Consider the following 25067-nt stretch of genomic DNA (forward strand, 5'->3'; position numbering starts at 1 on the left):
AACTGTCCGCTGGCGGCTCGATCTTTGGTTTACCATGACCACTTGATCTGGGCCGTCTCGGACAATTTTTCTATTGTCGGTAAGGTTTTAGAAAATCGACGACCCTAGGTGTGGCTTTAAGTCAAACACGGGTCTAACAACTATGAAAATCGTTCTCGCCACTCTAATCGCCGTTGCCTTCGGTGCCTCTGTTGCCGCGCCGAGCCTTGCTGCGTCGGTGTCGGACCCGAGCAATTGTTATTTCAAGGACGCATCGCTTTGCGTCACCGAAAGTCTGTCGCCCACGACGGGCGCTGAACCCGTGAGAATCATCAACGTCGTCTAAGGTCGTTCGACCTCTCATCCTTGGAAGCCCCTCGACGAAAGTCTGGGGGCTTTTCGTTGTGTGCAGGGCAGGGTGCGGCAGGCCTTACTCTTGCACATGACGGATCATCGCTTTATGGCGATGCCTTTGGTTTCCGCCGCATATCCGGCGGCACACGCTGTTGGAGTTGAGCGCGATGCCTCTGGCCACCCCGCATTATTTGATCGACGAAGTTGCGCTGGCGAGAAACCTTGCGCTGATCGACCAGTTGCGCGCCGCATCGGGCGCCAAATGCCTCCTTGCGCTCAAATGCTTTGCGACCTGGGCCGCCTTTCCGCAAATCGCCCCACATATGGATGGCACGACCTCGTCCTCGCTTAACGAGGTAAAGCTCGGACGCGAGAAGTTCGCTGGCGAAACGCATGCCTATTCGGTCGCGTGGTCCGATAACGAGATCGACGAAGCAATCGCCAATGCCGACAAGATCATCTTCAATTCATCGTCTCAGCTAAAGCGCTATGCCGATCGCGCGGCGCATCTGCCGATCGGGCTGCGCGTCAATCCCGGCGTCAGCCATTCCCATTTCGATCTCGCCGATCCTGCCCGCGCCTTCAGTCGCCTCGGCGAATGGGATCATGGGCGTATCGAAGCGGCGATGAAAAATATCTCGGGCTTCATGCTTCACTGCAATTGCGAGAACGACTCGCTCGAAGCATTTTCGGCTCTTCTGGACGAGATCGAAGCAAAGCTCGGCCACTTCCTCGAGCGGCTCGATTGGGTCAGCCTCGGTGGCGGCATCCATTTCACCAAGCCCGGCTACCCGATCGAGGAATTGGCCGCGCGGTTGCGCGTTTTCTCTGAGCGCTTCGGGGTCCAGGTCTATCTCGAGCCGGGCGATACTGTTGTCACCGATACCACCTCGCTCGAGGTCAGCGTGTTAGATGTCGTCGACAATGGGAAAGCCATCGCCATTGTCGATAGCGCCGTCGAAGCCCATATGCTGGATCTGCTCGTATATAGACAGGATGCAGCCGTGGCACCAAACGCGGGTGCGCATCGTTACATAATCGCCGGCAAGTCGTGCCTTGCTGGCGATATCTTCGGCGAATTCGATTTTCCGCAACCGCTTGAAGTGGGGAGCCGTATTTCCCTCCTCAATGCGGGTGGCTACACGATGGTGAAAAAGAACTGGTTCAATGGCGTCGCCATGCCAGCCATCGCCATTCGACGAGAAAATGGCGCAGCCGAACTCATTCGCGAGTTCGGTTACGCCGATTACGTCTCCAGCCTCTCCTGATCGGGGCTGGGCAATATCCACCACCAAGAAGGTGTTTCGTGCCAATTGAAAAAGAACATTCTGATCATCGGTGCCGGAGGTGTCGCGCAGGTTGCAGCCGTTAAGGCTGCCATGCACAACGATATCCTCGGGGATATCAACATTGCCTCCCGCACACTTGAAAAGTGCGAGGCCATCGTCGCCGGCATCGTCGAGCGCAAGGCTCTGAAGCGCCCGGGGCTGATTGCAGCCCATCAGCTCGACGCCATGGATATCGAGGCGACCAAGGCGCTTATCCGCCAGACTAAGAGCCAGATCGTCCTCAATGCCGGCTCGGCCTTTCTCAACATGTCAGTGCTGCGCGCCTGCATCGAAGCGGGCGTTGCCTATATCGACACGGCTATTCACGAAGATCCGTCGAAGGTCTGTGAACAGCCGCCCTGGTACGGCAATTACGAGTGGAAGCATCGCGAAACCTGCGAGCGCAAGGGCATCACGGCTATCCTCGGCGCTGGCTTCGATCCAGGCGTCGTCAATGCCTATGCCGCACTCGCCGCTCAGCACTATTTCGATGCCATCGACTCCATCGACATCATCGATGTGAACGCTGGCAGCCATGGGCGCTATTTTGCGACGAATTTCGACCCCGAGATCAACTTCCGCGAATTCACCGGCACGGTCTGGAGCTGGCAGAACAGCCAGTGGACACCCAACCAAATGTTCGAGGTCAGCCGCGAGGACGATCTGCCGGTCGTTGGGACGCACAAGACCTATCTCACCGGCCACGACGAAGTGCACTCGCTCTCCGCCAATCTCGGCGTGCCGGACATCCGGTTCTGGATGGGCTTTGGCGAGCACTATATCAACGTGTTTACCGTCCTGAAGAATCTGGGGCTGCTATCCGAAAAGCCAGTGGTCACCGCCGAGGGCCAGGAAGTCGTGCCGCTCAAGCTGGTCAAGGCCGTGCTGCCCGATCCAGCCTCGCTGGCGCCCGGCTATAGCGGCAAGACCTTCATCGGCAATCTGATCAAGGGCCATCGCGGCGGCGCTGAGACGGAGATGTTGATCTACAATATCTGCGATCATGAAGAGACCTTCGCCGAAACCGGCAGCCAGGCGATCTCCTATACCGCAGGTGTGCCCGCAATTGCCGCGGCCATGCTCGTCGCGCGTGGCGAGTGGGATTGCCACCACATGGCCAATATCGAAGAACTGCCGCCTGTGCCGTTCCTCGAATTGCTTGAAACCATGGGTTTGCCAACGCGTCTTCGCGATGGGGCAGGCGATCGCAGCTTTGCGGTCGAGAAGCTGCCGGTGCCGAAGAAGGCGCGGCTCGGGGCGTCGTAGGTCACCCCCTCCCAACCTCCCCCATCAAGGGGGAGGTGCCGGGCCGGCGGCTTTCAATAGATTTTGCATCAAACTCGATTTGACACCTCCCCCTTGATGGGGGAGGCCGGGAGGGGGTGGAGCAACACCCGCAGGGACCCTCAAGCGCTGAACGTCACCCGAACGCACGTCCCGCCACCGGCCGTCTCATAGGCGACCTCGGCCTCGAGCGAATGGGCCATGGCCTTGACGATGCGGCTGCCGAGGCCGGTGCCCTGCGGCTTGCCGGTGCCAGTCCAGCCGATGCCGTCGTCTTCGACGCACATTTCCACGACGCCCTCGCGCCGCGTCATGTGAATGCGCACTTCGCCCGCTTCGCGCCCGGCATAGGCATATTTCAGCGCATTGGTCACGAGTTCGGTCAGCATCACGCCCAGTGACGCGACCTTCTCGGTCGACATCGTAAAAGGCTCGACATCGACCTGCAGCGTCGCCGTCTGGCCCTCGAGCTGCACCGAGGCTTCAAGTTCATCGACCAGCGACTTGATATAGTCGGCAACCTGCACTGAACGGACGTCGTCGCTGGTGTAAAGATGGCGGTGGACGCCTGCGATGGCGTGGATGCGGGCCTGCGTCTCGGAGAGCGCGCGTTTGGCCTCTGCATCGGTCACTGCATTGGCTTGGAGGCCGACAAGAGCCGCCACCATTGCCAGCGAATTGGCGACACGATGATTGACCTCGCCCAGCAGCATTTCCGCGCGTTCTCGCGCCTCGAGAATATCGCGTTCGGCTTTGACCTTGGCGCGGTTGAGACGCACGCGGTCGATGGCATGGTCGATCGCAGTGAGAAGAAGTTCCATGAACTCCTCGCTCAGCGTTTTCGGCACATAATCGGTCGCGCCGGACTTGAGCGCAGCGACGGCAACGTCGGTTTCGGCGGACCCCGTCACATAGACTACCGTTGGCCGGTCTTCGAGCGCGGCGATTTGCGCGAGCACGTCGAGCCCGGTGCCGGTTGGCAGGTAATGGTCGAGCACGACGACGTCGATGCCGCCATTGTGGATCAGCGCTAGGCCTTCTTCGCCGCTCGTCGCGTGATCATAATTATAGCCGCGTCGCTGCATGGCTTTTTCGACCAGCCGGGCGAGCCCGGGGTCGTCATCCACGTAAAGCACATGCGGCGTGCGGTTTGGCATGATCTCAGTCAGCTTCGGGAATTTGCATGACGGAGAAGAAGAGACCGAGCTGGCGGATGGCATTGGCGAATCCGTCATAGTCGACAGGCTTGGTGATGTAGACATTGGCACCCAAGTCATAGCAGCGCTGGATCTCGCGCTGGTCGTCGGTGGTCGTCAGGACGACGACAGGAGAGCGCTTGGTGTGCTCGTTGCCTTTGACCTTTTCGAGGATGTCGATGCCGGTCATGTCGGGCAGGTTGAGATCGAGCAGCACCAGGAGCTGCCGGCCCTTGTTGACCGCGCCCGTGCCGTCGGGGCCGAGGAGATAAGCCAGGGCTTCGGTGCCATTGGTGAAGGGCACGATCTGGTTGGCGACACCGGCGCGCCGGATATTCTTTTCGATGAGGCGCGCATGGCCCTCATCGTCTTCGATCATGATGATCGTGACTGGCCGTGCGTCATTCATTGCCGGAAGTCCCCAAATGGCTACGCAGGTCGCGCGGCAGGTTGATGATGAAAGTCGTGCCCTGGCCCAACGTCGAGCGCAGCGTCACGTCGCCGCCAAGGCTTCGCACCATGGTGCGCACATGGGCAAGGCCAATTCCCTCGCCCGGCTGGGTTTGTTTGCCTGAGCGTCTAAACAGTTCGAATACGCGCTCGTGGTCGGTGTCGGCAATGCCACGGCCATTGTCCTCGACTTCGATCTCGACGCGGTTCCCCGGCACATGGCGGGCGCGGATCGTCACCTTGAGCGGACGCTCCGGCTCCTGATATTTTATGGCATTGTCGAGGAGATTGCCGAGCACCTGTTCGAGCGAAAGCCGGTCGGTCATGATTTTGCCGACGCGGATATCGACATCGATCTTGCCTTCGCCCTCAGCCACCTGATGATGGAGAGCAGCGCTCGAATTTTCGGCGAGCTCGCGGATATCGACCTGTTCGGGCTTGAGCTGGCGGCGGCCCTCGCGGGAAATCTTGAGAATGGCGTTGATGAGGCCATCCATTTTCCGCGTCGCGGCGCGGATGAAGGAGATGGCCTCGGGCAGCTCCTCGGTCGCCGCCTCCTTGGCCTCGGCAAAGTAGGGGTCGGTATCGGCCGGCTTAGCTTCCATATAGGTACGTAGCGACCCGATGCTGGTCTCGAGTTCGCTCGTAAAGCCCATGATATTGACGAGCGGCGCGCGCAGATCGTGTGTCACGATATAGGCAAAGCGCTGGATCTCTTCATTGGCTTTGCCAAGATCCGATGTGCGTTCGCGCACGCGCTGTTCGAGCCCGGTATTGGCTTCCTGCACTTCGCGCCGTGCTTTAGCGAGTTCGGCAGTGTAGGAAATGACGGCCCAGATGGCGCCTGAAACGACGACAAGAATGATAAGCCCGCCGCCGATCGAGACCCAGCGCAAGGCTTCAATCGTGCTGCGTTGATTGGCGACGCCCTCTGTCAGGCGCGCGTCGATGGCTTCGATAAATCCGTCGACAAAGGCACGGCTGCGATCCATCGCTTCCTTGCCTTCATTGGTATTTATCAGCGCCACCGCCGCGTCGCGATTGCCGCTGCGGGCCTCGGCGATCGTGCGGTTCATCTCGTCGATCTTGAAAGTCACGTCCGTCTTGAGCTGGGCGAATGGCGCGGCGGCTTCAGGGTAGGGGGCGAGAATTTCGCCCAAACGAGCCAATTGCGCATCGACCAGAGGACGGGCCTCTTCAAATGGCTCGAGATAGGTCTCATCAAGCGTGATGATGTAGCCCCGTTGTCCCGTCTCCATGTCCTGCAGTTGCGTGCGCAGGTCGACGATGACGCGTCGCGCGATCCGGCCTTCGATGACTTCGTCGAAATACCCTTGCGAGCGCTCGACCAGCCACACATTCGCGCCCACGATCCCGAGCAGGGCGAGAAGCCCGACGAGCAGGAGCACGGCTGTGGACCTGATGAAGGTCTTGCTGGTGATTGGCATAAAAAATTCCGGTGACGCTTTAACCTTCATCGCCCGAATAGGGGGCGAGGGCAATATAGTAGATTAACTCGCGGCCGGTTTCCCTTTGTTCTCCCGCGACATTCGCCATGGGAAACAGAATCTTAAGCGTCGTCGTGCAAGTTTAGCCACTGTTTGCAAGGTCGGTTGCTGCGACCGAAGGTGGAGTTAAGGTCAGTATGGGCAAGCGTAACCTGCCCGAATCCCCAGTACCCGATGCGCCACACGTGCCTGTCCTGTTGGACGAGGTCGTGGCTGCGTTCGCGCCGATGGCTGGCCGCCGTGTCGTCGATGGCACGTTTGGCGCGGGTGGATATTCGCGCGCTCTGCTCCTCGCGGGTGCCGATGTCGTCGCGATCGATCGTGATCCATCGGTCAAAGTTCATGCAGACCGACTCACTGGCGAATTCCCCGGCCGTTTCCAATTCGTGCCCGGGACATTTTCCGAACTCGATACGCTCGCCGCGCCACACGGGCCCATCAATGGCGTCGTACTCGATATCGGCGTCAGCTCCATGCAGCTCGATGAAAGCGAGCGGGGCTTTTCCTTCATGCGCGAGGGGCCGCTCGATATGCGCATGAGCCAGTCGGGTGAAAGCGCTGCCGATCTCGTCAATGGACTTGAACAGGACGCGCTCGCCAATCTTCTCTATGCCTTTGGCGAAGAGCGCAAATCGCGCCGCATTGCGCAGTTCATTGTCGCGGCGCGCGCGCAGGCGCCGATCACGACGACGCTCGAACTTGCCCGCATCATCGAAAAGGCCATCGGTCGCAAACCGGGCGACGCGCATCCTGCAACGCGCTCGTTCCAGGCGCTTCGCATCGCCGTCAATGGCGAGTTCGACCAGTTGGTCGAAGGGTTGTTTGCCGCCGAACGTCTCCTCGGCGAGGGCGGCATTCTTTCCGTCGTGACCTTCCATTCCCTCGAAGATCGAATCGCCAAGCGCTTCTTCGATCCGGACAAGGGCGGTCCAGCCCAGTCCCGCCACCTGCCGCAGGTTCAGCTTGAGCCGCGCCGCTGGGACCCGGTGGCCAAGACCATCAAGCCCGGATCGGCAGAACTCGATCGCAATCCGCGCGCGCGTTCATCGGTTCTCCGCAGCGCCGTGCGCACGGATGTCCCGGCGCGCGAAGCATCCTATGAACAACTGAGCGTTCCGGTCGTGCGAGGTGCCGCATGATCCGGCGCATCAATATTTTCCTCATCTGCACCAGCATCGTCATGCTGGTTGGCGTCTATATGCTCAAATTCTCGATCGAGAGCACGGCAACCGAGCGTACCTCGCTGCAGTCGCATATTTCCGAACAGGAAGATGAGCTGACGGTGCTCAAGGCCGATTGGGCCGTGCTCAACCAACCCGCTTATGTCGAGCCCATCGTGCGCCGCCATCAGGCTGAATTGGCGATCGATCAGGTGAAGCAGGAGCAGTTCGGCTCCTTTGCCGATTTGCCCATGCGCCCCGCCAAGCCCGACACCGCAGCTATGGATGCGCTGTTCCAGGCGATCGACGCCGGCATAGACCCGATCGATGCCATTCTTGAACTGGAAGGGATCGAATGACGATCACGGCTGACGGTCTCCCGCAAACCATTTCTCTCGACGGCGTCCGCAAGGCGCGCGTCAATCTCACCCAGGCCCGCATCCGCTGGATGGTGCTCGCGGTCGTGCTCGGCTTTGCCGCCGTCGGCGGGCGCCTCGTGCAGCTCGGCATGGTCGAGACCGACACGACCATCGAAGGTCAGACCCGCGACGCCATCACCGCGACCCGTCCGCCGATTCTCGACCGCAACGGCCTCGAAATGGCCGTCGATATCCGCGTGCCCTCGCTTTATGCCGAACCGCGCCGCATCATCGATGTCGAAGAAGCCGTCACCAAGCTCCGCACCGTGCTGCCCGACATCGACGAAACGTGGCTCCGCAATCGCCTCTCCGGCGATCAGGGATTTGTCTGGATCAAGCGTGAGCTGACGCCGGCCATCGAAGAGCAGGTGATGCGCCTCGGCATTCCCGGCGTCGATTTCATCACTGAATCCAAGCGCTTTTATCCGGCAATGAACGAAGCCTCGCACGTTCTGGGCTCAACCAATGTCGACAACCAGGGCATTGCCGGCATCGAGCGCGCCATGGACAACGAATCCATCTCGCTGCTGCAGGATCTCGGCCTCGCGCGCGGCAATGCGCTGACCCCGGTCGATCTCAGCATAGACATGCGCGTCCAGCACGTCCTCCACGACCAGTTGGTCGATGCCATGACGCGCTATCAGGCCATCGCTGCGGCTGGCGTCATGATGGATATCTATACCGGCGAGATCATCGCGCTGGCCTCGCTGCCCGATTTCAACCCCAACGATCCCGCCTCGGCGCTCGTCAAGGACACGTTCAATCGAGTGACCTCGGGTATTTTCGAGCCCGGCTCGATCTTCAAGACCGTCACGCTCGCCGGCGCTCTGGATGAAGGCACGGCCAAGATCACCGACGAGTTCGATGCTCGCTACGGCGTCCGTTTCGGCCGCTTCACCATCGACGATTTCCACGGCAAGCACCGCATTCTGACCATGCCGGAGGTGTACAAATACTCCTCCAACATCGGCACGATCCGCATCATGCAGACCATGGGCAAGGAAAATTACCGCGCTTTCTTGAGCCGCATGAAGTTCGACCAGCGCGTGCAGTTCGAGCTGCCCGAAATGCGCGTCCCAAGCGTCCCCAAGGATTTCTCCGAAGTCGGCGCCGCCACCGCGTCCTTCGGCCATGGCCTCTCGGTGTCGCCGCTCCACATGCTCACGGCCTATGCCGCTTTCGTCAACGGCGGCAACTATATCGCGCCCACGCTCTACAAGCGCAGCGTTGCACAGGCCGAGCCGCTCTACGAGCGCGTCATTCGGCCCGAAACCAGCGCTGAAATCCGCTACCTGATGCGCCTCAACGCCATTTCCTCAGGCGGCTCCGGCTCGCAGATGAACAAGGCCGCGCTTGGCTATCGTGTCGGCGGCAAGACCGGCACGGCCGAAAAGGTCGTCGATGGCCGCTACTCTTCCAACAAGGTGACCAATTTTTTCGCCTCGGCGTTCCCGCTCGATAATCCGCGCTATGCCATGGTCATCATGGTGGATGAACCCAAGGCGGAGAATCCGCAATCGGGTACCACGGCCGGCTGGAATGCCGGCTCGCTGACCGGCCGCGTGGTGCAACGCGTTGCGCCTATGCTCGGCGTCGCCCCCGATTTCTCGCAAGTGCTCGACCAGTCGATCGTCCCGCCAGAAGTGCGGCGGATCTTTCCAGAAGGATATTAAGCCGTGTCTATCAGCGTCTCTCAACTGCTCGAAGGTTCGGGCGCTCGCCCCAAAAAGGGCCTGGGCACCGTCTTCGGCCTGAATTCTGATAGCCGCCGGATCGAGCCGGGCGATATCTTCTTCGCGTTGCCAGGCCATAAGGTTCACGGCAATGAATTTATCGCTGACGCCGTCCATCGCGGCGCTCTGGCCATCGTCACCGACATCATGCCGGTGGGCGATCCGGGCGTACCCGTCGTTGTCGTCAAGGATGTGCGCGCCTCCTATGCCCGCGCCGCCTCGCGCGTCTTCGAGCCGCAGCCCGAAATTTCGGTCGCCGTCACCGGCACCAATGGCAAGACCTCGGTCGCCTCGTTCGTGCGTCAGATCTGGGACCATTCCGGCGTTCCCGGCGCCAGCGTCGGCACGCTCGGCGTCCAGACCGCGACGCGCACCATCGAAGGCGCGCTGACAACCCCTGATTCGCGCACGCTGCATCAGGCCCTCCGCGCCCTCCGCGCCCAGGGCGTCGATCACGTCGCCGTCGAAGCCTCGAGCCATGGCCTTGATCAGCGTCGTCTCGACGGTATCCATTTCGAAGCCGTCGCCTTCACCAACCTCAGCCGCGACCATCTCGACTATCACAAGGATATGGACGAGTACCGCAACGCCAAGCTGCGGCTCTTTTCCGATCTCCTGGTCGATGGCGGCGCTGCCATCGTCAATGTCGATGATCCCGAATACGAACCATTCATGTTCGCCGCGCTGTCGAGCAACGCGACGCTGCTGACGGTCGGGCGAGAGGGGGCCTATATCGAGATCATGTCGATCAAGCCCGAGGGCTATGGTCAGCGCGTGCAGATCCGGCACATCGGCGAACTCGTCGATTTCCATCTCAATATCCCGGGCGAATTCCAGGTGTCGAATGCCCTGATCGCTGCGGCACTCGCCATGTCGTCGGGTGTCGACAAGGCAGACGCCTTTGCCGCATTGCCCAAGCTCGTTGGTGCCGTCGGCCGGCTCGAACTGGTCGCCGAGCATAATGGTGCGGCGATCTTCATCGACTATTCGCACAAGCCAGAGGCCCTGCGCACTGCGCTCAATTCGCTGCGCCCATATGTCAAAGGCAAGCTGCGTGTCGTCTTCGGCTGCGGCGGCGATCGCGACAAGGGCAAGCGCCCGCAAATGGGTGCTATCGCCAGCGAACTCGCCGATGAGGTTATCGTCACCGACGACAATCCGCGCACCGAAGACGCCGCCTCGATCCGCAAGCAGATCCTAGCCGAAGCCAAGGGCGCCAAGGAAATCGCCGATCGTAAGAAGGCGATCGAAACGGCGGTAAAATCGCTCCAAAAGGGCGACGTGCTGCTGGTCGCCGGCAAGGGGCACGAAACCTACCAGATCATCGGCACGACCAAGCACCATTTCTCGGACCACGAAGTCGTGGCCGAGGCGGTCAAGGGCTGAGGTACTCTTGCTCGACGTCGTTCCCGCGAGAGCGGGAATCTCTTGCTGAAGACAAGATTCCCGCTTTCGCGGGAATGACGCAGCGCGTAGTGAACAGGTCTGAAGCGTGCCCAGAAATGGTCACCAGAACGGGATGTCACCCCGGCGAAAGCCGGGGCCCATCTTGAGATCTCAGGATGGATCCCCGCCTGCGCGGGGATGACAGCCGGAGGCAGGCCCTGGTGTTCGAGACGAACACGCCAACGCGGAAACCGTCATGACCCAACCCCTCTTCACCCTCGACGCCATTCTCGCCGCCACCATGGGCCGTGCCGAATCCGTCAGCGCAAAATCCATCGATTCCATCACCATCGATTCCCGCGAAATCGGCCCCGATGCGCTCTTCGTCGCCATCAAAGGTGACCGCTTCGACGGCCATGATTTCGTCGATACGGCGCTGTCCAACGGCGCAGTCGCAGCGCTTGTCAGCCGCGGCGATGGGGCAGGGCGCGTCCATGTTGGCGATCCGCTCGATGGCCTCGTTGATCTCGCCCGCGCTGCACGGGCCCGCAGCCGTGCGCTGATCGTCGGCGTCACCGGCAGCGTCGGCAAGACCACCACCAAGGAAGCCCTGCGCATGGTCTTTGAGGCAGCGGGCCAGACCCATGCCTCGATCAAGAGCTTCAACAATCACTGGGGCGTGCCGCTGATGTTGGCGCGCATGCCGGAAGCCACGCAATTCGGCGTCTTCGAAATGGGCATGAACGCGCCGGACGAAATCCGGCCGCTCAGCCAGCTCGTCCGCCCCCACATCGCCGTCATCACCACCGTCGCCGCCGCCCATCTCGAAAAGCTCGGCAGCCTCGAAGCCATTGCCCGCGCCAAGGCGGAAATCTTTGAAGGCCTCGAACCCGGCGGCACCGCCGTCATCAATGCCGACCATCCGCAGATTGGCCTGCTCATCGACGCGGCAAAAGCCGCTGGCGTTGGACGAATCGTCACCTTCGGCTTTTCGCGCGGCGTCGATTGGCAGATCCTGGAGGCGGAAACCGCGGGCGACCGCAGCTTTGCCACCGTCGTCAACGGCAATGAACGCTATGCCCTCGCCATTGGCGTCGCCGGGCGGCACATGTTGAGCAATGCCACCGCAGCTCTCGCCGTCGCGACGCTTGCCGGCGTCGATCCCGCCATTGCGCTCAAGGCGCTCGCCGGTTTCGGTCCACAGCCGGGCCGCGGCCAGCGTATTCTTCTCGGCAATCCAGAAAAGCCGCTGCTGCTGATCGACGAAAGCTATAACGCCAATACCGCATCCATCATGGCGGCGCTCGATGTGTTCGGCACGGTCTCTGCGCCCGGCGGCAAGAAGGTCGTCGTCCTCGGCGACATGCTCGAACTTGGCGAAGCGGGGCCATCGCTTCATGCCGGTCTCGCGCAATCCGTTGCCGCAGCCCAGCCCGATGCCGTCTATCTTGTGGGCGCAAACATGGCACATCTCGCCGATGCGTTGCCGCAACAGATTTTTTCCCGGCATTTCACAGGGGTCGACGCGGCAACGCCCGAGCTGCTCGCCACCCTTGCCTATGGGGACGCAGTTATGGTCAAAGGGTCGAACGGTGTCGGGCTGTCGCGCCTCGTCGCCGCGGTCAAGGACACGTTCCAACAGCGCTAAGACGCCTCAAGTAGGACATCAAGAACAGCATGCTCTATTTTCTCGGCCAGCTGGGTGACACCCTCGCCGCGTTCAACGTGTTCCGGTACATCACCTTCCGCACTGCGGGGGCGGTGATTACGGCGCTGTTCTTCGTTTTCATGTTTGGTCCCGGCATGATCGCGCTTCTGCGCCTCAAGCAGGGCCGCGGCCAGCCGATCCGCGAGGATGGTCCCCAGGGCCACCTGCTGACCAAGAAGGGCACGCCCACCATGGGCGGCCTGATGATCCTGTCGGGCGCTGTCATCTCGACGCTGCTCTGGTCCAATCTCTCCAACGGCTATGTCTGGGTGGTGCTTTTCGTCACCATCGGCTTCGGCGCCATCGGCTTTTACGATGACTATCTCAAGGTCAAGCGGATGAGCCACAAGGGTTTTGGCTCGCGCCAGCGTCTGCTCCTCGAAGCCGCCATCGGCTGTATCGCCGCCTTCGCCATTTCCCAGCTCGCTTCGGGCGCCTATGGCACCTCGCTGCAATTTCCGTTTGTCAAAGACCTGGCGATAAACCTCGGATATTTCTACATTTTGTTCGGCGGCTTCGTCATGGTCGCAGCCGGCAATTCGGTGAATCTCACGGACGGTCTCGATGGTCTCGCCATCGTCCCTGTCATGGTCGCCGCCGCCTGTTTCGGCTTCATCGCCTATCTCGTCGGTTCGCAGAACTACGCCGATTATCTCTTCCTCAATCCCGTCCCCGGCACAGCCGAGCTCGCCGTCGTCTGCGGCGCCCTGATCGGCGCCGGCCTCGGTTTCCTCTGGTTCAACGCGCCACCGGCCCAGATTTTCATGGGCGATACCGGCTCGCTCGCACTCGGCGGCGCGCTTGGCACAATCGCCGTCGCCACCAAACACGAAATCGTCCTCGCCATCATCGGCGGCCTCTTCGTGCTCGAAGCCGTTTCGGTGATCGTGCAGGTGACCTCATTCCGATTGACCGGCAAGCGCGTCTTCCGCATGGCGCCTATCCACCACCATTTCGAGCATCTGGGCTGGACTGAGAGCCAGGTCGTCATCCGGTTCTGGATCATTTCCTTTGTCCTCGCACTGATTGGTTTGTCGAGCCTCAAGCTGCGCTGAGCCGTTCGCTGTCACCGCGTCATTCCCGCGAAAGCGGGAATCTCCTATCGGTGCAATGGGATTCCCGCTTTCGCGGGAATCCCATTGCACCGAGGTTCGGAAGGCATTCGGCTGCACAGGGCGAAAGACCCATCACGCCTCAGTGATCGCCAAATCCCTCTACCCGTTGAAACTTCCGTCGCCTCCTCCCGTATCTCCTCATGACGATAGCAATCGTCCCCCCATTGCTCACGGGGCCCGGCGTGCATTCCGCGCGTCTCGGCCGTGTCCTAACGAGGAGACCTCAATTGCCTGCTACCGCCCGCATTTCCCTTGTCGCCGCCCTTGCTCTTGCAACGTCCGGCCTCGCTCTCGGCGCCGCTCAGGCCGCCACAGCCATCGCGCTTGTCGATGGCACCAAGCTCGTGACTTTCGACACCGAAACCCGCGCCGTCAGCGCCACGGTTGACGTGACGGGCGCCGATGGCCTCGCCGGCATCGACCAGCGTCCAGCCGATAAACTGCTCTATGGCGTCACGCTTGCCGGTGAGGTCGTCACGATCGATCCAGCAACCGGCGCTGCAACCGCCAAGTCGACGCTTTCCGAAAAGCTCCCGAGCTATGAAGGCGCGATTGTCGACTTCAACCCGATGGCCGATCGTCTCCGCCTGATGGGCACCGATGGCACCAATCATCGCGTCAATGTCGATGATGGCGCCGTGACCGTCGATGGTTCGCTCGCCTTTGAAGAAGGCGACATGCATGCCGGCGAAACCCCGGCCATCGTCGCAGCGGCTTACACCAACTCGTTCGGCAAGCCCGAAGCGACGGCCATGTACGACATCGATGCGACCATCGTCGCGCTGATCCAGCAGACCAAGCCAAATGACGGCACGCTCGCGGCCATTGGCAAGCTTGGTGTGGATGGCGGCTCCTCCTACGCGTTCGATATTCACGCAACGGAAGACCTGACCAACACGGCTTATCTCGTCATCGGCAGCACGCTCTACACAGTTGATCTCGAGACCGGCGCTGCCACCGAGCAGGGCGCCATTGAAGGCGTAGACGGCACCATTTCCGATATCGCCGTCTGGAACTGATCTTGCCGGATGGAGGGCTGGGCCTCCCGACAGTCCTCCACTGGCTTGTAAGAGAGGCGACCTACGGGTCGCCTCTTTCACATTGAGCACTATGACTCGCAAAACGCGAGACCCTTACCAAATCGGTAACCACCAGCCGGTACAGTTCGATTCAATCTGTATCGAGTACGTGGCCCCAGCCGATGATGTTTTCCCGTGCTGAAAAGACGCCTTTGGCCGAGTGGTGGTGGTCGATCGACCGCGAATTGCTCAGCGGGCTGATCCTTCTCCTCATCTGTGGCCTCGTATTGAGCCTGGCGGCGAGCCCGCCGGTGGCCGAGCGCATCGGCCTCAACGAGTGGCACTTCGTCATTCGTCACGCCATGTTCTGCGGGCTCGCCGTGCCCGTCATGCTCGCGACATCGCTGCTGACCCATCGTCAGGCGCGTTTTGCCGCCCTTGGCACATTGGTCGTCATGACGCTGCTGCTTTACGCGACCCTGCGCTTCGGTACGGAAGTGAAGGGCGCGCGGCGTTGGGTGACCTTTGTCGGCCAGTCGGTGCAGCCGTCCGAATTCGTCAAGCCGGCCTTTGCCATTATCGGCGCCTGGCTCTTTTCCGAATATATGATCCATCGCAACGTGCCGGGCCGCCTCATCGCGACCGCGATCATGCTCGTCATCGTCTGCGGCCTGCTGTTGCAGCCCGACATCGGCCAGACCGCGCTGATCCTTGCCACCTGGGCTGTCCTGCTGTTCCTCTCGGGCATTTCCTGGTGGATCATTTTTGGCCTCGCCGGTGCGGCCGGCGGCCTCCTCTTTGGCGCCTATCTCTTCTTCCCGCACTTCGCGCGCCGCATCGATACCTTCCTCAACCCCGAGGGCGGCGGCAATACCTATCAGATCGACCGCGCGCTGCAGTCCGTCGCCGAAGGCGGCTGGTTCGGTCGCGGCCCGGGTGAGTCGATCGCCAAAAAGCTCATTCCCGACGCTCACGCCGACTATGTCTTCTCCGCCGCTGCCGGCGAATATGGCATCCTGTTCTGCATGGCGCTGGTCGGACTCATCTGCTTCATCGTGCTTCGCGCCATGATGGGTGCGCAGCGCCAGCAGAGCCTGTTTGCCCGCCTTGCTGCGTCCACACTCGCCATCCAGTTTGCTATGCAGTCGGGCATCAACCTGTCGGTGAATCTCAATCTGATTCCCCCCAAGGGCATGACCCTGCCTTTCGTGTCTTATGGCGGCACCTCCATGCTCGCCGTTGCCTTCGGCATGGGGTTGATGCTGGCCATGACGAGAACCAAACCCGAGGAGCGCATGACCACAGGCCTTCCATCCTTCCGCAGCGCCGTGGTCGCGCCGGCCGAATGAAAACCTTCGTCCTTATGGCCGGCGGCACCGGGGGGCATCTCTTCCCGGCCATGGCCCTCGCTCAGGAATTGCTGCGCCGCGGCCATGTCGTCGAGCTGATGACCGATTATCGTGTCGAAGGCTATGGCCAGGATTTTCCCGCGCGGAAAATCCACATGGTCCCTTCGGCCACGCCGAGCCTCTCCAACCCCATCAAGTTTGCCGGCGCCAGTTTTACCATCGCCCGCGGCGTCGCCAAATCCTTCGGCATTCTGCGTGCGCTGAAGCCCGACGCCGTTATTGGCTTTGGCGGCTATCCCACTTTTCCGCCCTTCATCGCGGCGAGCCTCTTGAGCGTGCCCGGCATTCTCCACGAGCAGAACGCCGTCATGGGCCGCGCCAATCGCGCCCTCAGCCGCTTCGCCGATATCCTGGCCCTCAGCTTCGCCCAGACGCGCTTCGCCGACGATCAGGGCATCGACAAGGTGCTCACCGGCAATCCCGTGCGCGATCGCGTCCGCGCCATTGCCGCAAAGCCCTATCCGCCTCTCTCGGCGACCGATCCGATCAATCTCGTCGTCTTCGGTGGCAGCCAGGGCGCCCGCGCGCTGTCCGATATCGTCCCCGACGCTATTGCGATGCTGCCCGATGCCATCCGGTCGCGCCTGCGTCTCGTGCAGCAGTGCCGGCAGGAAGATCTCGACCGCGTCACCAAGATTTATCGCCAGTCGCGTGTCAGCGTCGAACTCGCGCCGTTCTTCACCGATCTGCCCGAGCGCATCGCGCAAAGCCATCTGGTCATCGGCCGCTCCGGCGCCTCGACCATTGCCGAACTCACGGTCATTGGCCGCCCCTCGATCCTCATTCCGCTGCCCGGATCGCTCGATGCCGACCAGAAGAACAATGCTCTTGTGGTCGAATCGGGTGGAGCGGGCTGGGTGATGGAACAGGCCGCGCTTTCGCCGCAATCGCTTGCCACTCGCCTCACGGATCTGTTCAACGATCCAACCCAACTCATCGAAGCCGCCCAGGCCGCACAAGGCCTCGGGCAGCCGCGCGCCGTCGAGAAGCTGGCAGACCTTGCCGAAAGCCTCGCCGGTCAAGGCACCAGCACATTGGAATCCGCCTCATGAAAATGCCCCGCAATATCGGCCCGGTCCACTTCATCGGCATCGGCGGCATCGGCATGAGCGGCATTGCCGAAATCCTGTATAACCAGGGCTATACGGTCCAGGGCTCCGACGCCTCGCTCAATCCTAATGTCCAGCGCTTGCGCGACATGGGCATCAAGGTCGAGATCGGCCAGAACGGGGATAATCTCGGAAAGGCCGAAGTCGTCGTCGTCTCCTCGGCGATCAAGAAGGATAATCCCGAGCTCGTCGCCGCGCGCGCCAAGGCGTTGCCCATCGTGCGCCGCGCCGAAATGCTCGCCGAGATCATGCGCTTCAAGACCGCCATCGCCATCGGCGGCACCCATGGCAAGACAACCACGACTACGCTGGTCGCGACGCTCCTTGACGCCGGCAATCTTGATCCCACCGTCATCAATGGCGGCATCATCAATGCCTATGGCACCAATGCGCGCCTCGGGGCAGGGGAATGGATGGTGGTCGAAGCCGACGAATCGGACGGCACCTTCATCAAGCTGCCTGCGGACGTCGCCATCGTCACCAATATCGATCCCGAGCATCTCGACCATTATGGCGACTTCGAAGGCGTAAAGCGCGCCTTCCACCAGTTCGTCGAAAACGTGCCGTTCTACGGCTTTGCCGTGATGTGCTTGGATCATCCGGTCGTGCAGTCGCTGGTCGGCGAAATCCGCGATCGCCGCGTCATCACTTATGGGCAAAACCCGCAGGCCGATGTGCGTCTCATCGATCTTGAGAATCGCGATGGCGTGCAGCATTTCTCCGTCGAAATCCGCGACCGCATCCGCCAAACCCAGCTCCGTATCGATGGGCTCGAAATGCCCATGCCGGGCATCCACAACGCGCTCAACGCCACGGCCGCCATCGCCGTCGCCGATCAGCTCCACGTTCCCGCAGAAGCCATCCGCAAGGGGCTCAAGGGCTTTACCGGCGTCAAGCGTCGCTTCACCAAGACCGGCGAAGTCGGCGGCGTCACCGTCATCGACGATTATGGCCACCACCCGGTCGAAATCGCCGCCGTCCTCAGCGCCGCGCGCCAGTCGGCTCGCCGCGATGTCGTTGCCGTCGTGCAGCCGCACCGTTATAGCCGCGTCAACGATCTCTTCGACGATTTCGCCGCCTGCTTCAACGACGCCGACACCGTCATCGTCGCCCCCATCTATGCCGCGGGCGAACAGCCTATCCCCGGCGTCACCCACGAAGAACTGGTCAACCGCATCCGCAACCGCGGCCACCGCGACGCCCGCGTCATCGACCGCCCCGAAGCGCTTGCGCCACTCCTGGCCTCGCGGGTCGCGGATGGCGATTATGTCGTCTGCCTCGGCGCCGGCAATATCACCCAATGGGCCGCAGCGCTCCCGGGTGAACTGGAAGCGTTGGGCATTGCAGCGGAATGACGCTCTCTGCCGCCCCACACGCCGCGCTATCCCTCGCCCCTTGCGGGAGAGGGACAGATTTTCTGCGGCCAGCAGAAAATCAGGGTGAGTGGTTTCTCACCTCCGCAGAGGAGCAGGTGAAGCGCACGGCAAGAATACCCCTCATCCGCCCCTTCGGGGCACCTTCTCCCGCAAGGGGAGAAGGCAGAAGCGGCGCTAGCCTAAATATCGGAGCCACCCCATGACCAAGCATGTCGCCGTTCTCATGGGCGGTTGGAATAACGAACGCCCCGTCTCCCTCATGACTGGCGCCGGCTGCGCTGCCGCGCTTCGCCGCGCCGGCTATCAGGTCACCGAGGTCGATGTCGGCCGAGACGTCGCAGAAGTTCTCGCAGCCCTCAAGCCCGATGTGGCTTTCAACGCCCTTCACGGCCCCTTCGGCGAAGGCGGCTATATCCAGGGCGTGCTCGAACTCCTCCAGATTCCATACACCCATTCGGGCGTCCTCGCTTCGGCGCTTGCCATGAACAAGCACCAGGCCAAGATCCTCTTCAAGGCCGCGGGCATTCCGGTCACCGACCACACCGTCGCGACGCGTGGCGATATCGCGCGCAGCCACATCATGGCGCCGCCCTATGTGGTCAAACCCATCGCCGATGGGTCGAGCTTCGGCGTCTTCGTCGTCAAGGGCGATGCCAGCCACCCACCGCAGGAAATCCTCCGCGAGGATTGGAATGGCGGCGAAGAACTGATGGTCGAGCGCTTCATTCCCGGCCGGGAATTGACCTGCGCCGTCATGGGCAATGTTGCCCTTGGCGTCACCGAAATCGTCACCGACCTGACCTTTTTCAACTACGAAGCCAAGTACAGCCAGGGTGGCGCGCGCCACATCTTACCTGCTCAGTTGAAACCGAAAATTTACGACAAAGTGCAACAATTCAGTCTAGCCGCCCATGCGGCTCTCGGCTGCCGAGGTCTGACGCGGTGTGATTTCCGCTACAATGACGCGGCAGGTGAGGATGGCGAACTGGTGCTCCTCGAAATCAACACCCAGCCGGGTATGACCGAGGTGTCGCTAGCCCCGGAACAAGCTGCCCATGCGGGCCACTCTTATGAAGAGTTGTGCGCCTGGCTGGTGGAGGATGCGAGTTGCAACAGGTAAAGAGCGAGGCCTTTTTCGCCGGGGCCCGTCCCGTCGATCCCCGCACACTTCCTGTCCCCGCACGGCGCTCGCCGCTGCAGCGGGTGAGCAATCGCTTCAATCGTGCCCTCGTGCTGCATGGCACGGGGCTTCGCCGCACCGGCATGGTGCTCGCGCTGATGGTTGCCGCAACGGCGATCTATCAGGTCCGCGACCATATCGGCCTTGGCGTCACTTCCCTCGGCTCCCTTGCTCAGGTGCAGTTCGCAGAAGCCGGCCTATCGGTGGGCAAGATTGCCATTTCCGGCCAGACGCTGACCTCCGAACAGGCGATCTTTGATTCCCTCGGCATTATGCCCGACACATCCACCCTGGCCTTCGATGTCGAAAGCGCGCGGTCGCGGATCGCCGAATTGCCTGCTATCGATACCGTCACGGTACGCAAGACCTATCCCGCCGACGTCTCTGTCGTCGTGACCGAGAAGACCCCGGTCGCGCGCTGGCGCGTCGATGGGGTCACTTTCGTCATCGATGCTGGTGGCGAGCAGATCGGCGAGGATGGCGGCGCCTATGGCGACCTGCCGCTCGTCATCGGTGATGGCGCGGCCGACGATGCGCTGGTGATGATCCGGGCGCTCGACCACTATCCCCAGTTGCAGAATGGCTTGGTTGCGCTGTCGCGCATTGCCGATCGGCGCTGGGACATGATCTACCAAACCGGATTGCGCATCCAGTTGCCGGAGCAGGGCGTGGCTCAGGCACTTGGTAAGCTGTCCAATTATCAAACCGAATACCAATTGTTGGATCGCGACCTCACCGTGATCGACCTGCGCGTCGATTCCGTCGTGGCCGTGCGGCCGACCAAACGTGAAGACGCCGAACCATCATGATGACCGATGCGATGACATCACGGCTCCGCGCCGTTCAGCCCGGCAAGACCACTCTCGTGGCCGTGCTCGATATTGGCTCGACCAAGATCTGCTGTGTCATCGCGCGTCTCATCCCGCGCGCCGAGGGCAAGGCCCTGCGTGGCCGTTCGCACCGGGCCGAAGTGATCGGTTTTGGTTACGGACCGTCCTCGGGCGTCAAAAGCGGCGTCGTTACCGATATCGAAAAAGCCGAACACGCCATCCGCAATGTCGTCGGCATGGCCGAGCGCGCCGCCGGCCTGACGCTCGAATCGGTTCTCGTCAACGTCACCGCAGGCCGCCTTGGCTCGGAAACATTTTCTGCCGCCGTCTCGCTCGATGGCCAGGAAGTCGAAAAGACCGACATCGTCCGCGTCTTGAAAGCCGTCAATTCCCGCTCGGTTCGTCCCGAGCGCTCCATCATCCACGCGTTACCGATCGGTTACGCGCTCGATGGCCAGAAGGGCATTCGCGACCCCAAGGGCATGGTCGGCGAAAAGCTCGGCGTCGATGTCGCCGTTGTCTCGGCCGAAACCCTCGCCATGCGCAATCTCGAACTGGTGCTGCACCGCTGCCACCTGCAGATCGAAGCGCTTGTTGCCACGCCCTATGCCTCGGGTCTTGCGAGCCTCGTCGATGATGAAGCCCAGCTCGGCGTCGCCTGCCTCGATTTCGGTGGCGCCACCACCACCGTTTCCGTCTTTAACGACGGACACCTCGTCTATGCCGACGCCATCGCCATCGGCGGCCATCACCTGACCCTCGATATCGCGCGCCAGCTGTCCGTCAGCGTCGCCGATGCCGAGCGCCTCAAGACGCTTTATGGCTCTGTGCTGCCCGGTCAGGCCGACGAGCGCGACATGATCGCGATCCAGCCCGTCGGCGCCGCGCTCGACGAAGCGCCGGGGCAGGTGGCCCGCTCGGTCCTCACCCGTATCATGCGCCCGCGCATCGAAGAGATTCTTACCGCTATCCGCGATCGCATGCAGGCTACCGGGATGATGGACGTCTGCGGTCGCCGTTTCGTCCTCACGGGCGGTGGCAGCGAGCTCACCGGCCTGCCTGAAGTCGCTCGCCGAACCTTGGCGCGCAATGTCCGCAATGGCCGCCCCATGGGCATTGCTGGCCTCCCAGAAATCGCGAAGAGCGCGGCCTTCTCGACCGTTGCCGGCATGCTGGTTTATCCGCAGGTCTGCGCCCAAGAATATACCGAGCCCCGCAGCACCCGTAAGCTCACCGGTACCGATGGCTACATCGCCCGGGTCGGCAATTGGCTGCGTTCGAGCTTTTAATCTCGGGCCGGCGCTCTTAAGTTTGCCTCCATGAGCAAGCACATCTTCAAAGACCGCGCCGCCCACGTTCCCGATTTCTGCCGGCCAACGGTCGACGTGCTCGCCCAATTCAGCGGCAAGTGGTTCCTCCACGTTCTCGGCGGCTTGCAGGGCGGCCCTAAGCGCTTTTCCGAGCTTGAAGACGGTATCGACGGCATTTCCCAGCGCATGTTGACCCTGACGCTGCGCACGCTCGAGCGTGACGGCCTTGTTACGCGCCATATCACCGCCTCCATCCCGCCGCGCGTCGACTACGAGCTGACCGAGCGCGGCCACAGCGTTATGGAGCCGCTGGCGGCGATCCACTCGTGGGCCCACCAGCACACGGACGGCATCGTCGAGTCGCGCCGCCTTTTCGACGAACGCGAGGTGTGACCGGCCGACATTTTTGTTCGTGCCGAACAAAAATCTCCCGGTCTTGAGGATGGGTTGGGGCAGGGACCATTTCCGATCTGGTTGAACACCAGTCAGGAAATTATCAAGTGACCAACAGACCGCGCATCGGCATCGTCATCAGCACCACCCGTGCCGCCCGCTTTGCCGACAAGCCAACCCAGTGGCTCCAATCCATTGCCGAGGATCGTAGCGACCTCGATATCGAGATCGTCGATCTCCGCGATTATCCGCTGCCGTTTTTCGATGAATCGCTCGTTCACGATGATGGCCCCGCCGGCGCCAAATGGGCGACCAAGATGGCCGAGCTCGATGGCTATATCTTCGTCACTGCCGAATATAATCACTCGATCCCGGGTGTCCTCAAGAACGCCCTCGACCACGCGCACGCCGAATACAATCGCAAGCCCGCCGCCTTTGTCGGCTATGGCGGCGTCGGTGGTGCCCGGGCCGTCGAACAACTGCGCCTGATCCTTGCCGAACTCCAGATTGCGACGCTCAAGCATGCGGTCCACATCAACGCCAACGAACTCGTGCCGCTGATGAAGAGCGAAAAGACCTTTACCGACTTCCCCTACCTGACCGAAGCCGCAAACGTCATGCTCGACCAGCTCGTCTGGTGGGCCAACGCCCTCAAGACGGCGCGGGCGGCGTAGGCTCATAAAGCCTTCTTCGGGGAGGCGACGCGCCCCAAAAGAGAATCGGCCGAGTATCAACCGGCTGATTCACCCTCGTGACATTCCGGTCACCGAGCGAGGGCAGGGCGATCATAACTGCGTTGGTGGTTAATGACGCACACGCTCGTTTAACCTTGGCCAGTTAACCTTGAAAACCAGCCTCTCAAGCGGCTTTCCGGCGATTTTGCCGGTTAATGGCGCGTAAACGCATAACGCCACTGTCTCGCAATTTGCGCCATTCTTAACGCAATCGGGACACTTGTTAGGCTCTGGTTAACGAATAGGCGGGTAAATCTTAATCAACCACGCCACCTATGGGGCCATGCCATAAATGACCATCAATCTGACGATCCCCGATATCCAGGAACTCAAGCCCCGCATCACCGTGTTCGGTGCCGGCGGCGCCGGGGGTAACGCCGTTAACAACATGATCGAGTCCGGTCTCAGCGGCGTCGATTTCGTGGTTGCCAACACGGACGCCCAGGCTCTCTCGCTCTCCAAGGCCCAGCGCATCATCCAACTCGGCGTCGGCGTCACCGAAGGTCTCGGTGCCGGCTCGCACCCCGAAGTTGGTCGTGCCGCTGCCGAAGAAAGCTGGGACGAAATCAACGACCACCTCTCCGGTTCGCACATGGTGTTCATCACCGCCGGCATGGGTGGCGGCACCGGCACCGGCTCTGCCCCGGTCATCGCCCGTGCAGCCCGCGAACAGGGTATTCTGACGGTTGGCGTGGTCACCAAGCCGTTCAATTTCGAAGGTAATCGCCGCATGCGTCTGGCCGATGACGGCATCGACGAGCTGCACCGCCATGTCGATACGCTCATCGTCATCCCGAACCAGAACCTCTTCCGCGTTGCCAACGAGAAGACCACCTTTGCCGACGCCTTCTCGATGGCCGACCAGGTGCTGTTCTCGGGCGTCGCCTGTATCACTGACCTCATGGTCAAAGAGGGCCTGATCAACCTCGACTTCGCCGACGTTCGCGCCGTCATGCGCGGCATGGGCAAGGCAATGATGGGTACCGGCGAAGCCTCCGGCGAAGACCGTGCCCGCCACGCCGCCGAAGCCGCCATCGCCAATCCGCTTCTCGATGATGTCTCGATGCAGGGCGCTCGCGGCCTCCTCATCTCCATCACCGGCGGCCCGGACCTCACACTTTACGAAGTCGACGAAGCCGCTTCCCGCATCCGCGAAGAAGTCGACTCAGACGCCAACATCATCCTTGGCGCGACCTACGATCCCGATCTCACCGGCACGATCCGCGTGTCCGTCGTTGCCACCGGCACCGACGCGACCATGGTTCAGGCTCTCGAGCCCGCCAAGCCGCATGCCTCGCGCACTCCGCTCGCCGTTCGCCGCCATGTGCCGGTCGAGCCGTCCCGCGCTGTTCCGGCACCAGCTCCCGAGCCGGCACCAGTCGCCATGGAAGACATCGGCTTCGAGGTCGAATCGGCTGTCGCTCAGGCTTTCGTCGCCGACCGTACCGCTGCCTCCGCGCACAGCCACCACATGGCTGAAGACGACGGCATCCTGGTCGAGCCCTATGTCCCGGCTGCCGAAATGATGGCCGAGCCGGAAGAAGCTCCGATGGCCGAAGATAAGCCGATTCCCAGCGTCTATGTGCCCTCGCACGCTGCCCGTCCGGACGGTTATCGCCGTATGCCGCGCACCGAGGAGCTTCCGGTTGTTGCACGCCAGACACAGCAGGCTCAGGATCGTCAGGTCGAAGAGCCCCGCAATGCCCGTGCGCTCTTCAAGCGTCTGGCCTCCAATGTCGGCCTGAACATCGGTCAGCAGCAGCCCGAGCAGCGCCAGGAACCCGTCGCTCGCACTGCCGATGACGCCGCTGCCCGCAGCGCAATTGAAGCAGGCGGCGCAAGGACTTCGCGTGTTCCCCCGGCTGCCGAAGGCGCCCGTGGCAACCTCGATAACCATGGTCGTGCTCCAGCCGCTGCACCCCAGAAGGATAGCCTCGAAATCCCGGCCTTCCTCCGCAAGCACGGTTAGAACCCGTTAAATTCAAGTCTGTAAACGTGACTCGGCGCGACTTCCGCGCCGAGTTTTTTTTGGCTAACAGTCGTGCGAGCGTGAGACCCTTGGGGTGGAGTAAATAGAGTATGAAAAA

At 61.7% G+C, this 25067-nt stretch carries 22 protein-coding genes; 19 read left to right on the forward strand and 3 right to left on the reverse strand.

Translation table 11 applies throughout. The features are described from left to right. The first annotated feature begins 142 nt into the window (after positions 1-142). From DevBK_RS03235 to DevBK_RS03245, 3 genes are all read left to right on the forward strand, one after another. Entirely contained in the window at positions 143-325 is a 183-nt protein-coding gene (locus tag DevBK_RS03235; protein WP_317184448.1) for a hypothetical protein, read from the forward strand. 175 nt (positions 326-500) lie between these two features. Continuing rightward, on the forward strand, positions 501-1601 hold the full coding sequence (locus tag DevBK_RS03240; RefSeq protein WP_317184449.1) for a carboxynorspermidine decarboxylase: 1101 nt from the start codon (positions 501-503) through the stop codon (positions 1599-1601). Positions 1602-1646: 45 nt separating this feature from the next. Continuing rightward, positions 1647-2927, forward strand: coding sequence for a saccharopine dehydrogenase family protein (locus DevBK_RS03245; protein ID WP_317184450.1), 1281 nt, complete (start codon positions 1647-1649; stop codon positions 2925-2927). 140 nt (positions 2928-3067) lie between these two features. Here DevBK_RS03245 and DevBK_RS03250 read toward each other — a convergent pair whose 3' ends face one another. From DevBK_RS03250 to DevBK_RS03260, 3 genes are read right to left on the reverse strand one after another with little or no spacing between them, the layout of a single operon-like run. Beyond that, entirely contained in the window at positions 3068-4102 is a 1035-nt protein-coding gene (locus DevBK_RS03250) for a histidine kinase dimerization/phosphoacceptor domain -containing protein (protein ID WP_062631754.1), read from the reverse strand. Between the two features lie 4 nt (positions 4103-4106). Then, positions 4107-4550 (reverse strand): response regulator, encoded by a 444-nt coding sequence (locus tag DevBK_RS03255; protein ID WP_061910967.1) that lies wholly within the window; start codon positions 4548-4550, stop codon positions 4107-4109. After that, on the reverse strand, positions 4543-6039 hold the full coding sequence (locus DevBK_RS03260) for a sensor histidine kinase (protein ID WP_317184451.1): 1497 nt from the start codon (positions 6037-6039) through the stop codon (positions 4543-4545). The genes DevBK_RS03255 and DevBK_RS03260 overlap by 8 nt, the downstream gene beginning before the upstream one ends. Positions 6040-6236: 197 nt before the next feature. On the opposite strand from DevBK_RS03260, the gene rsmH reads away from it, so the two are divergent. The 16 genes from rsmH (at position 6237) to ftsZ (ending at position 24949) form a co-directional block, all read left to right on the forward strand. Next, on the forward strand, positions 6237-7238 hold the full coding sequence (gene rsmH, locus DevBK_RS03265; protein WP_317184452.1) for a 16S rRNA (cytosine(1402)-N(4))-methyltransferase RsmH: 1002 nt from the start codon (positions 6237-6239) through the stop codon (positions 7236-7238). Beyond that, on the forward strand, positions 7235-7618 hold the full coding sequence (locus tag DevBK_RS03270) for a hypothetical protein (RefSeq protein ID WP_061910973.1): 384 nt from the start codon (positions 7235-7237) through the stop codon (positions 7616-7618). Before rsmH ends, DevBK_RS03270 begins: the two co-directional genes overlap by 4 nt. Then, a complete protein-coding gene (locus DevBK_RS03275; RefSeq protein WP_317184453.1) occupies positions 7615-9351 on the forward strand; it encodes a penicillin-binding protein 2 in 1737 nt (578 codons plus the stop codon). The genes DevBK_RS03270 and DevBK_RS03275 overlap by 4 nt, the downstream gene beginning before the upstream one ends. A gap of 3 nt (positions 9352-9354) precedes the next feature. Then, complete coding sequence (locus tag DevBK_RS03280; protein ID WP_244484235.1) at positions 9355-10797, forward strand: UDP-N-acetylmuramoyl-L-alanyl-D-glutamate--2,6-diaminopimelate ligase; 1443 nt, start codon at positions 9355-9357, stop codon at positions 10795-10797. Positions 10798-11053: 256 nt separating this feature from the next. Then, positions 11054-12445, forward strand: coding sequence for a UDP-N-acetylmuramoyl-tripeptide--D-alanyl-D-alanine ligase (locus DevBK_RS03285; RefSeq protein ID WP_317184454.1), 1392 nt, complete (start codon positions 11054-11056; stop codon positions 12443-12445). A 29-nt stretch (positions 12446-12474) separates the two neighbouring features. After that, positions 12475-13560, forward strand: coding sequence for a phospho-N-acetylmuramoyl-pentapeptide-transferase (gene mraY / locus DevBK_RS03290; protein WP_061910978.1), 1086 nt, complete (start codon positions 12475-12477; stop codon positions 13558-13560). A 287-nt stretch (positions 13561-13847) separates the two neighbouring features. Then, positions 13848-14639, forward strand: a complete 792-nt coding sequence (locus DevBK_RS03295) for a DUF4394 domain-containing protein (protein ID WP_244484237.1) — start codon at positions 13848-13850, stop codon at positions 14637-14639. A 185-nt stretch (positions 14640-14824) separates the two neighbouring features. Continuing rightward, positions 14825-15988 carry a putative peptidoglycan glycosyltransferase FtsW gene (locus DevBK_RS03300; protein ID WP_317185584.1) on the forward strand — a complete coding sequence of 388 codons (1164 nt, stop codon included), beginning with the start codon at positions 14825-14827 and terminating at the stop codon, positions 15986-15988. Beyond that, the gene (gene murG / locus DevBK_RS03305) at positions 15985-17100 is read left to right on the forward strand and encodes an undecaprenyldiphospho-muramoylpentapeptide beta-N-acetylglucosaminyltransferase (protein ID WP_317184455.1); all 1116 of its coding nucleotides are present in this window, start codon (positions 15985-15987) and stop codon (positions 17098-17100) included. The genes DevBK_RS03300 and murG overlap by 4 nt, the downstream gene beginning before the upstream one ends. Continuing rightward, positions 17097-18512: a UDP-N-acetylmuramate--L-alanine ligase gene (murC, locus tag DevBK_RS03310; RefSeq protein ID WP_317184456.1), complete on the forward strand. Its 1416-nt coding sequence runs from the start codon at positions 17097-17099 to the stop codon at positions 18510-18512. The genes murG and murC overlap by 4 nt, the downstream gene beginning before the upstream one ends. A gap of 220 nt (positions 18513-18732) precedes the next feature. After that, complete coding sequence (locus DevBK_RS03315) at positions 18733-19653, forward strand: D-alanine--D-alanine ligase (protein WP_061910984.1); 921 nt, start codon at positions 18733-18735, stop codon at positions 19651-19653. Further along, entirely contained in the window at positions 19641-20522 is an 882-nt protein-coding gene (locus DevBK_RS03320; RefSeq protein WP_317184457.1) for a cell division protein FtsQ/DivIB, read from the forward strand. Before DevBK_RS03315 ends, DevBK_RS03320 begins: the two co-directional genes overlap by 13 nt. Then, a complete protein-coding gene (gene ftsA, locus DevBK_RS03325; RefSeq protein ID WP_082511796.1) occupies positions 20519-21832 on the forward strand; it encodes a cell division protein FtsA in 1314 nt (437 codons plus the stop codon). Before DevBK_RS03320 ends, ftsA begins: the two co-directional genes overlap by 4 nt. Before the next feature lie 30 nt (positions 21833-21862). After that, positions 21863-22246: a helix-turn-helix domain-containing protein gene (locus DevBK_RS03330; RefSeq protein ID WP_317184458.1), complete on the forward strand. Its 384-nt coding sequence runs from the start codon at positions 21863-21865 to the stop codon at positions 22244-22246. Positions 22247-22353: 107 nt separating this feature from the next. Further along, a complete protein-coding gene (locus DevBK_RS03335) occupies positions 22354-22920 on the forward strand; it encodes an NAD(P)H-dependent oxidoreductase (RefSeq protein WP_317184459.1) in 567 nt (188 codons plus the stop codon). A 352-nt stretch (positions 22921-23272) separates the two neighbouring features. Continuing rightward, positions 23273-24949, forward strand: coding sequence for a cell division protein FtsZ (gene ftsZ, locus DevBK_RS03340; RefSeq protein WP_062631763.1), 1677 nt, complete (start codon positions 23273-23275; stop codon positions 24947-24949). Positions 24950-25067 lie beyond the last annotated feature (118 nt).

This window comes from Devosia sp. BK, assembly GCF_032907385.1.
Taxonomy (GTDB): domain Bacteria; phylum Pseudomonadota; class Alphaproteobacteria; order Rhizobiales; family Devosiaceae; genus Devosia.

Bases quoted from the DNA above. Each gene is read 5' to 3' on its own strand.
- DevBK_RS03235 (WP_317184448.1), top strand. From the start codon at position 143: ATGAAAATCGTTCTCGCCACTCTAATCGCCGTTGCCTTCGGTGCCTCT.
- DevBK_RS03240 (WP_317184449.1), top strand. From the start codon at position 501: ATGCCTCTGGCCACCCCGCATTATTTGATCGACGAAGTTGCGCTGGCG.
- DevBK_RS03250 (WP_062631754.1), bottom strand. From the start codon at position 4,102: ATGCCAAACCGCACGCCGCATGTGCTTTACGTGGATGACGACCCCGGG.
- DevBK_RS03255 (WP_061910967.1), bottom strand. From the start codon at position 4,550: ATGAATGACGCACGGCCAGTCACGATCATCATGATCGAAGACGATGAG.
- DevBK_RS03260 (WP_317184451.1), bottom strand. From the start codon at position 6,039: ATGCCAATCACCAGCAAGACCTTCATCAGGTCCACAGCCGTGCTCCTG.
- rsmH (WP_317184452.1), top strand. From the start codon at position 6,237: ATGGGCAAGCGTAACCTGCCCGAATCCCCAGTACCCGATGCGCCACAC.
- DevBK_RS03270 (WP_061910973.1), top strand. From the start codon at position 7,235: ATGATCCGGCGCATCAATATTTTCCTCATCTGCACCAGCATCGTCATG.
- DevBK_RS03275 (WP_317184453.1), top strand. From the start codon at position 7,615: ATGACGATCACGGCTGACGGTCTCCCGCAAACCATTTCTCTCGACGGC.
- DevBK_RS03285 (WP_317184454.1), top strand. From the start codon at position 11,054: ATGACCCAACCCCTCTTCACCCTCGACGCCATTCTCGCCGCCACCATG.
- mraY (WP_061910978.1), top strand. From the start codon at position 12,475: ATGCTCTATTTTCTCGGCCAGCTGGGTGACACCCTCGCCGCGTTCAAC.
- DevBK_RS03300 (WP_317185584.1), top strand. From the start codon at position 14,825: ATGTTTTCCCGTGCTGAAAAGACGCCTTTGGCCGAGTGGTGGTGGTCG.
- murG (WP_317184455.1), top strand. From the start codon at position 15,985: ATGAAAACCTTCGTCCTTATGGCCGGCGGCACCGGGGGGCATCTCTTC.
- murC (WP_317184456.1), top strand. From the start codon at position 17,097: ATGAAAATGCCCCGCAATATCGGCCCGGTCCACTTCATCGGCATCGGC.
- DevBK_RS03315 (WP_061910984.1), top strand. From the start codon at position 18,733: ATGACCAAGCATGTCGCCGTTCTCATGGGCGGTTGGAATAACGAACGC.
- ftsA (WP_082511796.1), top strand. From the start codon at position 20,519: ATGATGACCGATGCGATGACATCACGGCTCCGCGCCGTTCAGCCCGGC.
- DevBK_RS03330 (WP_317184458.1), top strand. From the start codon at position 21,863: ATGAGCAAGCACATCTTCAAAGACCGCGCCGCCCACGTTCCCGATTTC.
- ftsZ (WP_062631763.1), top strand. From the start codon at position 23,273: ATGACCATCAATCTGACGATCCCCGATATCCAGGAACTCAAGCCCCGC.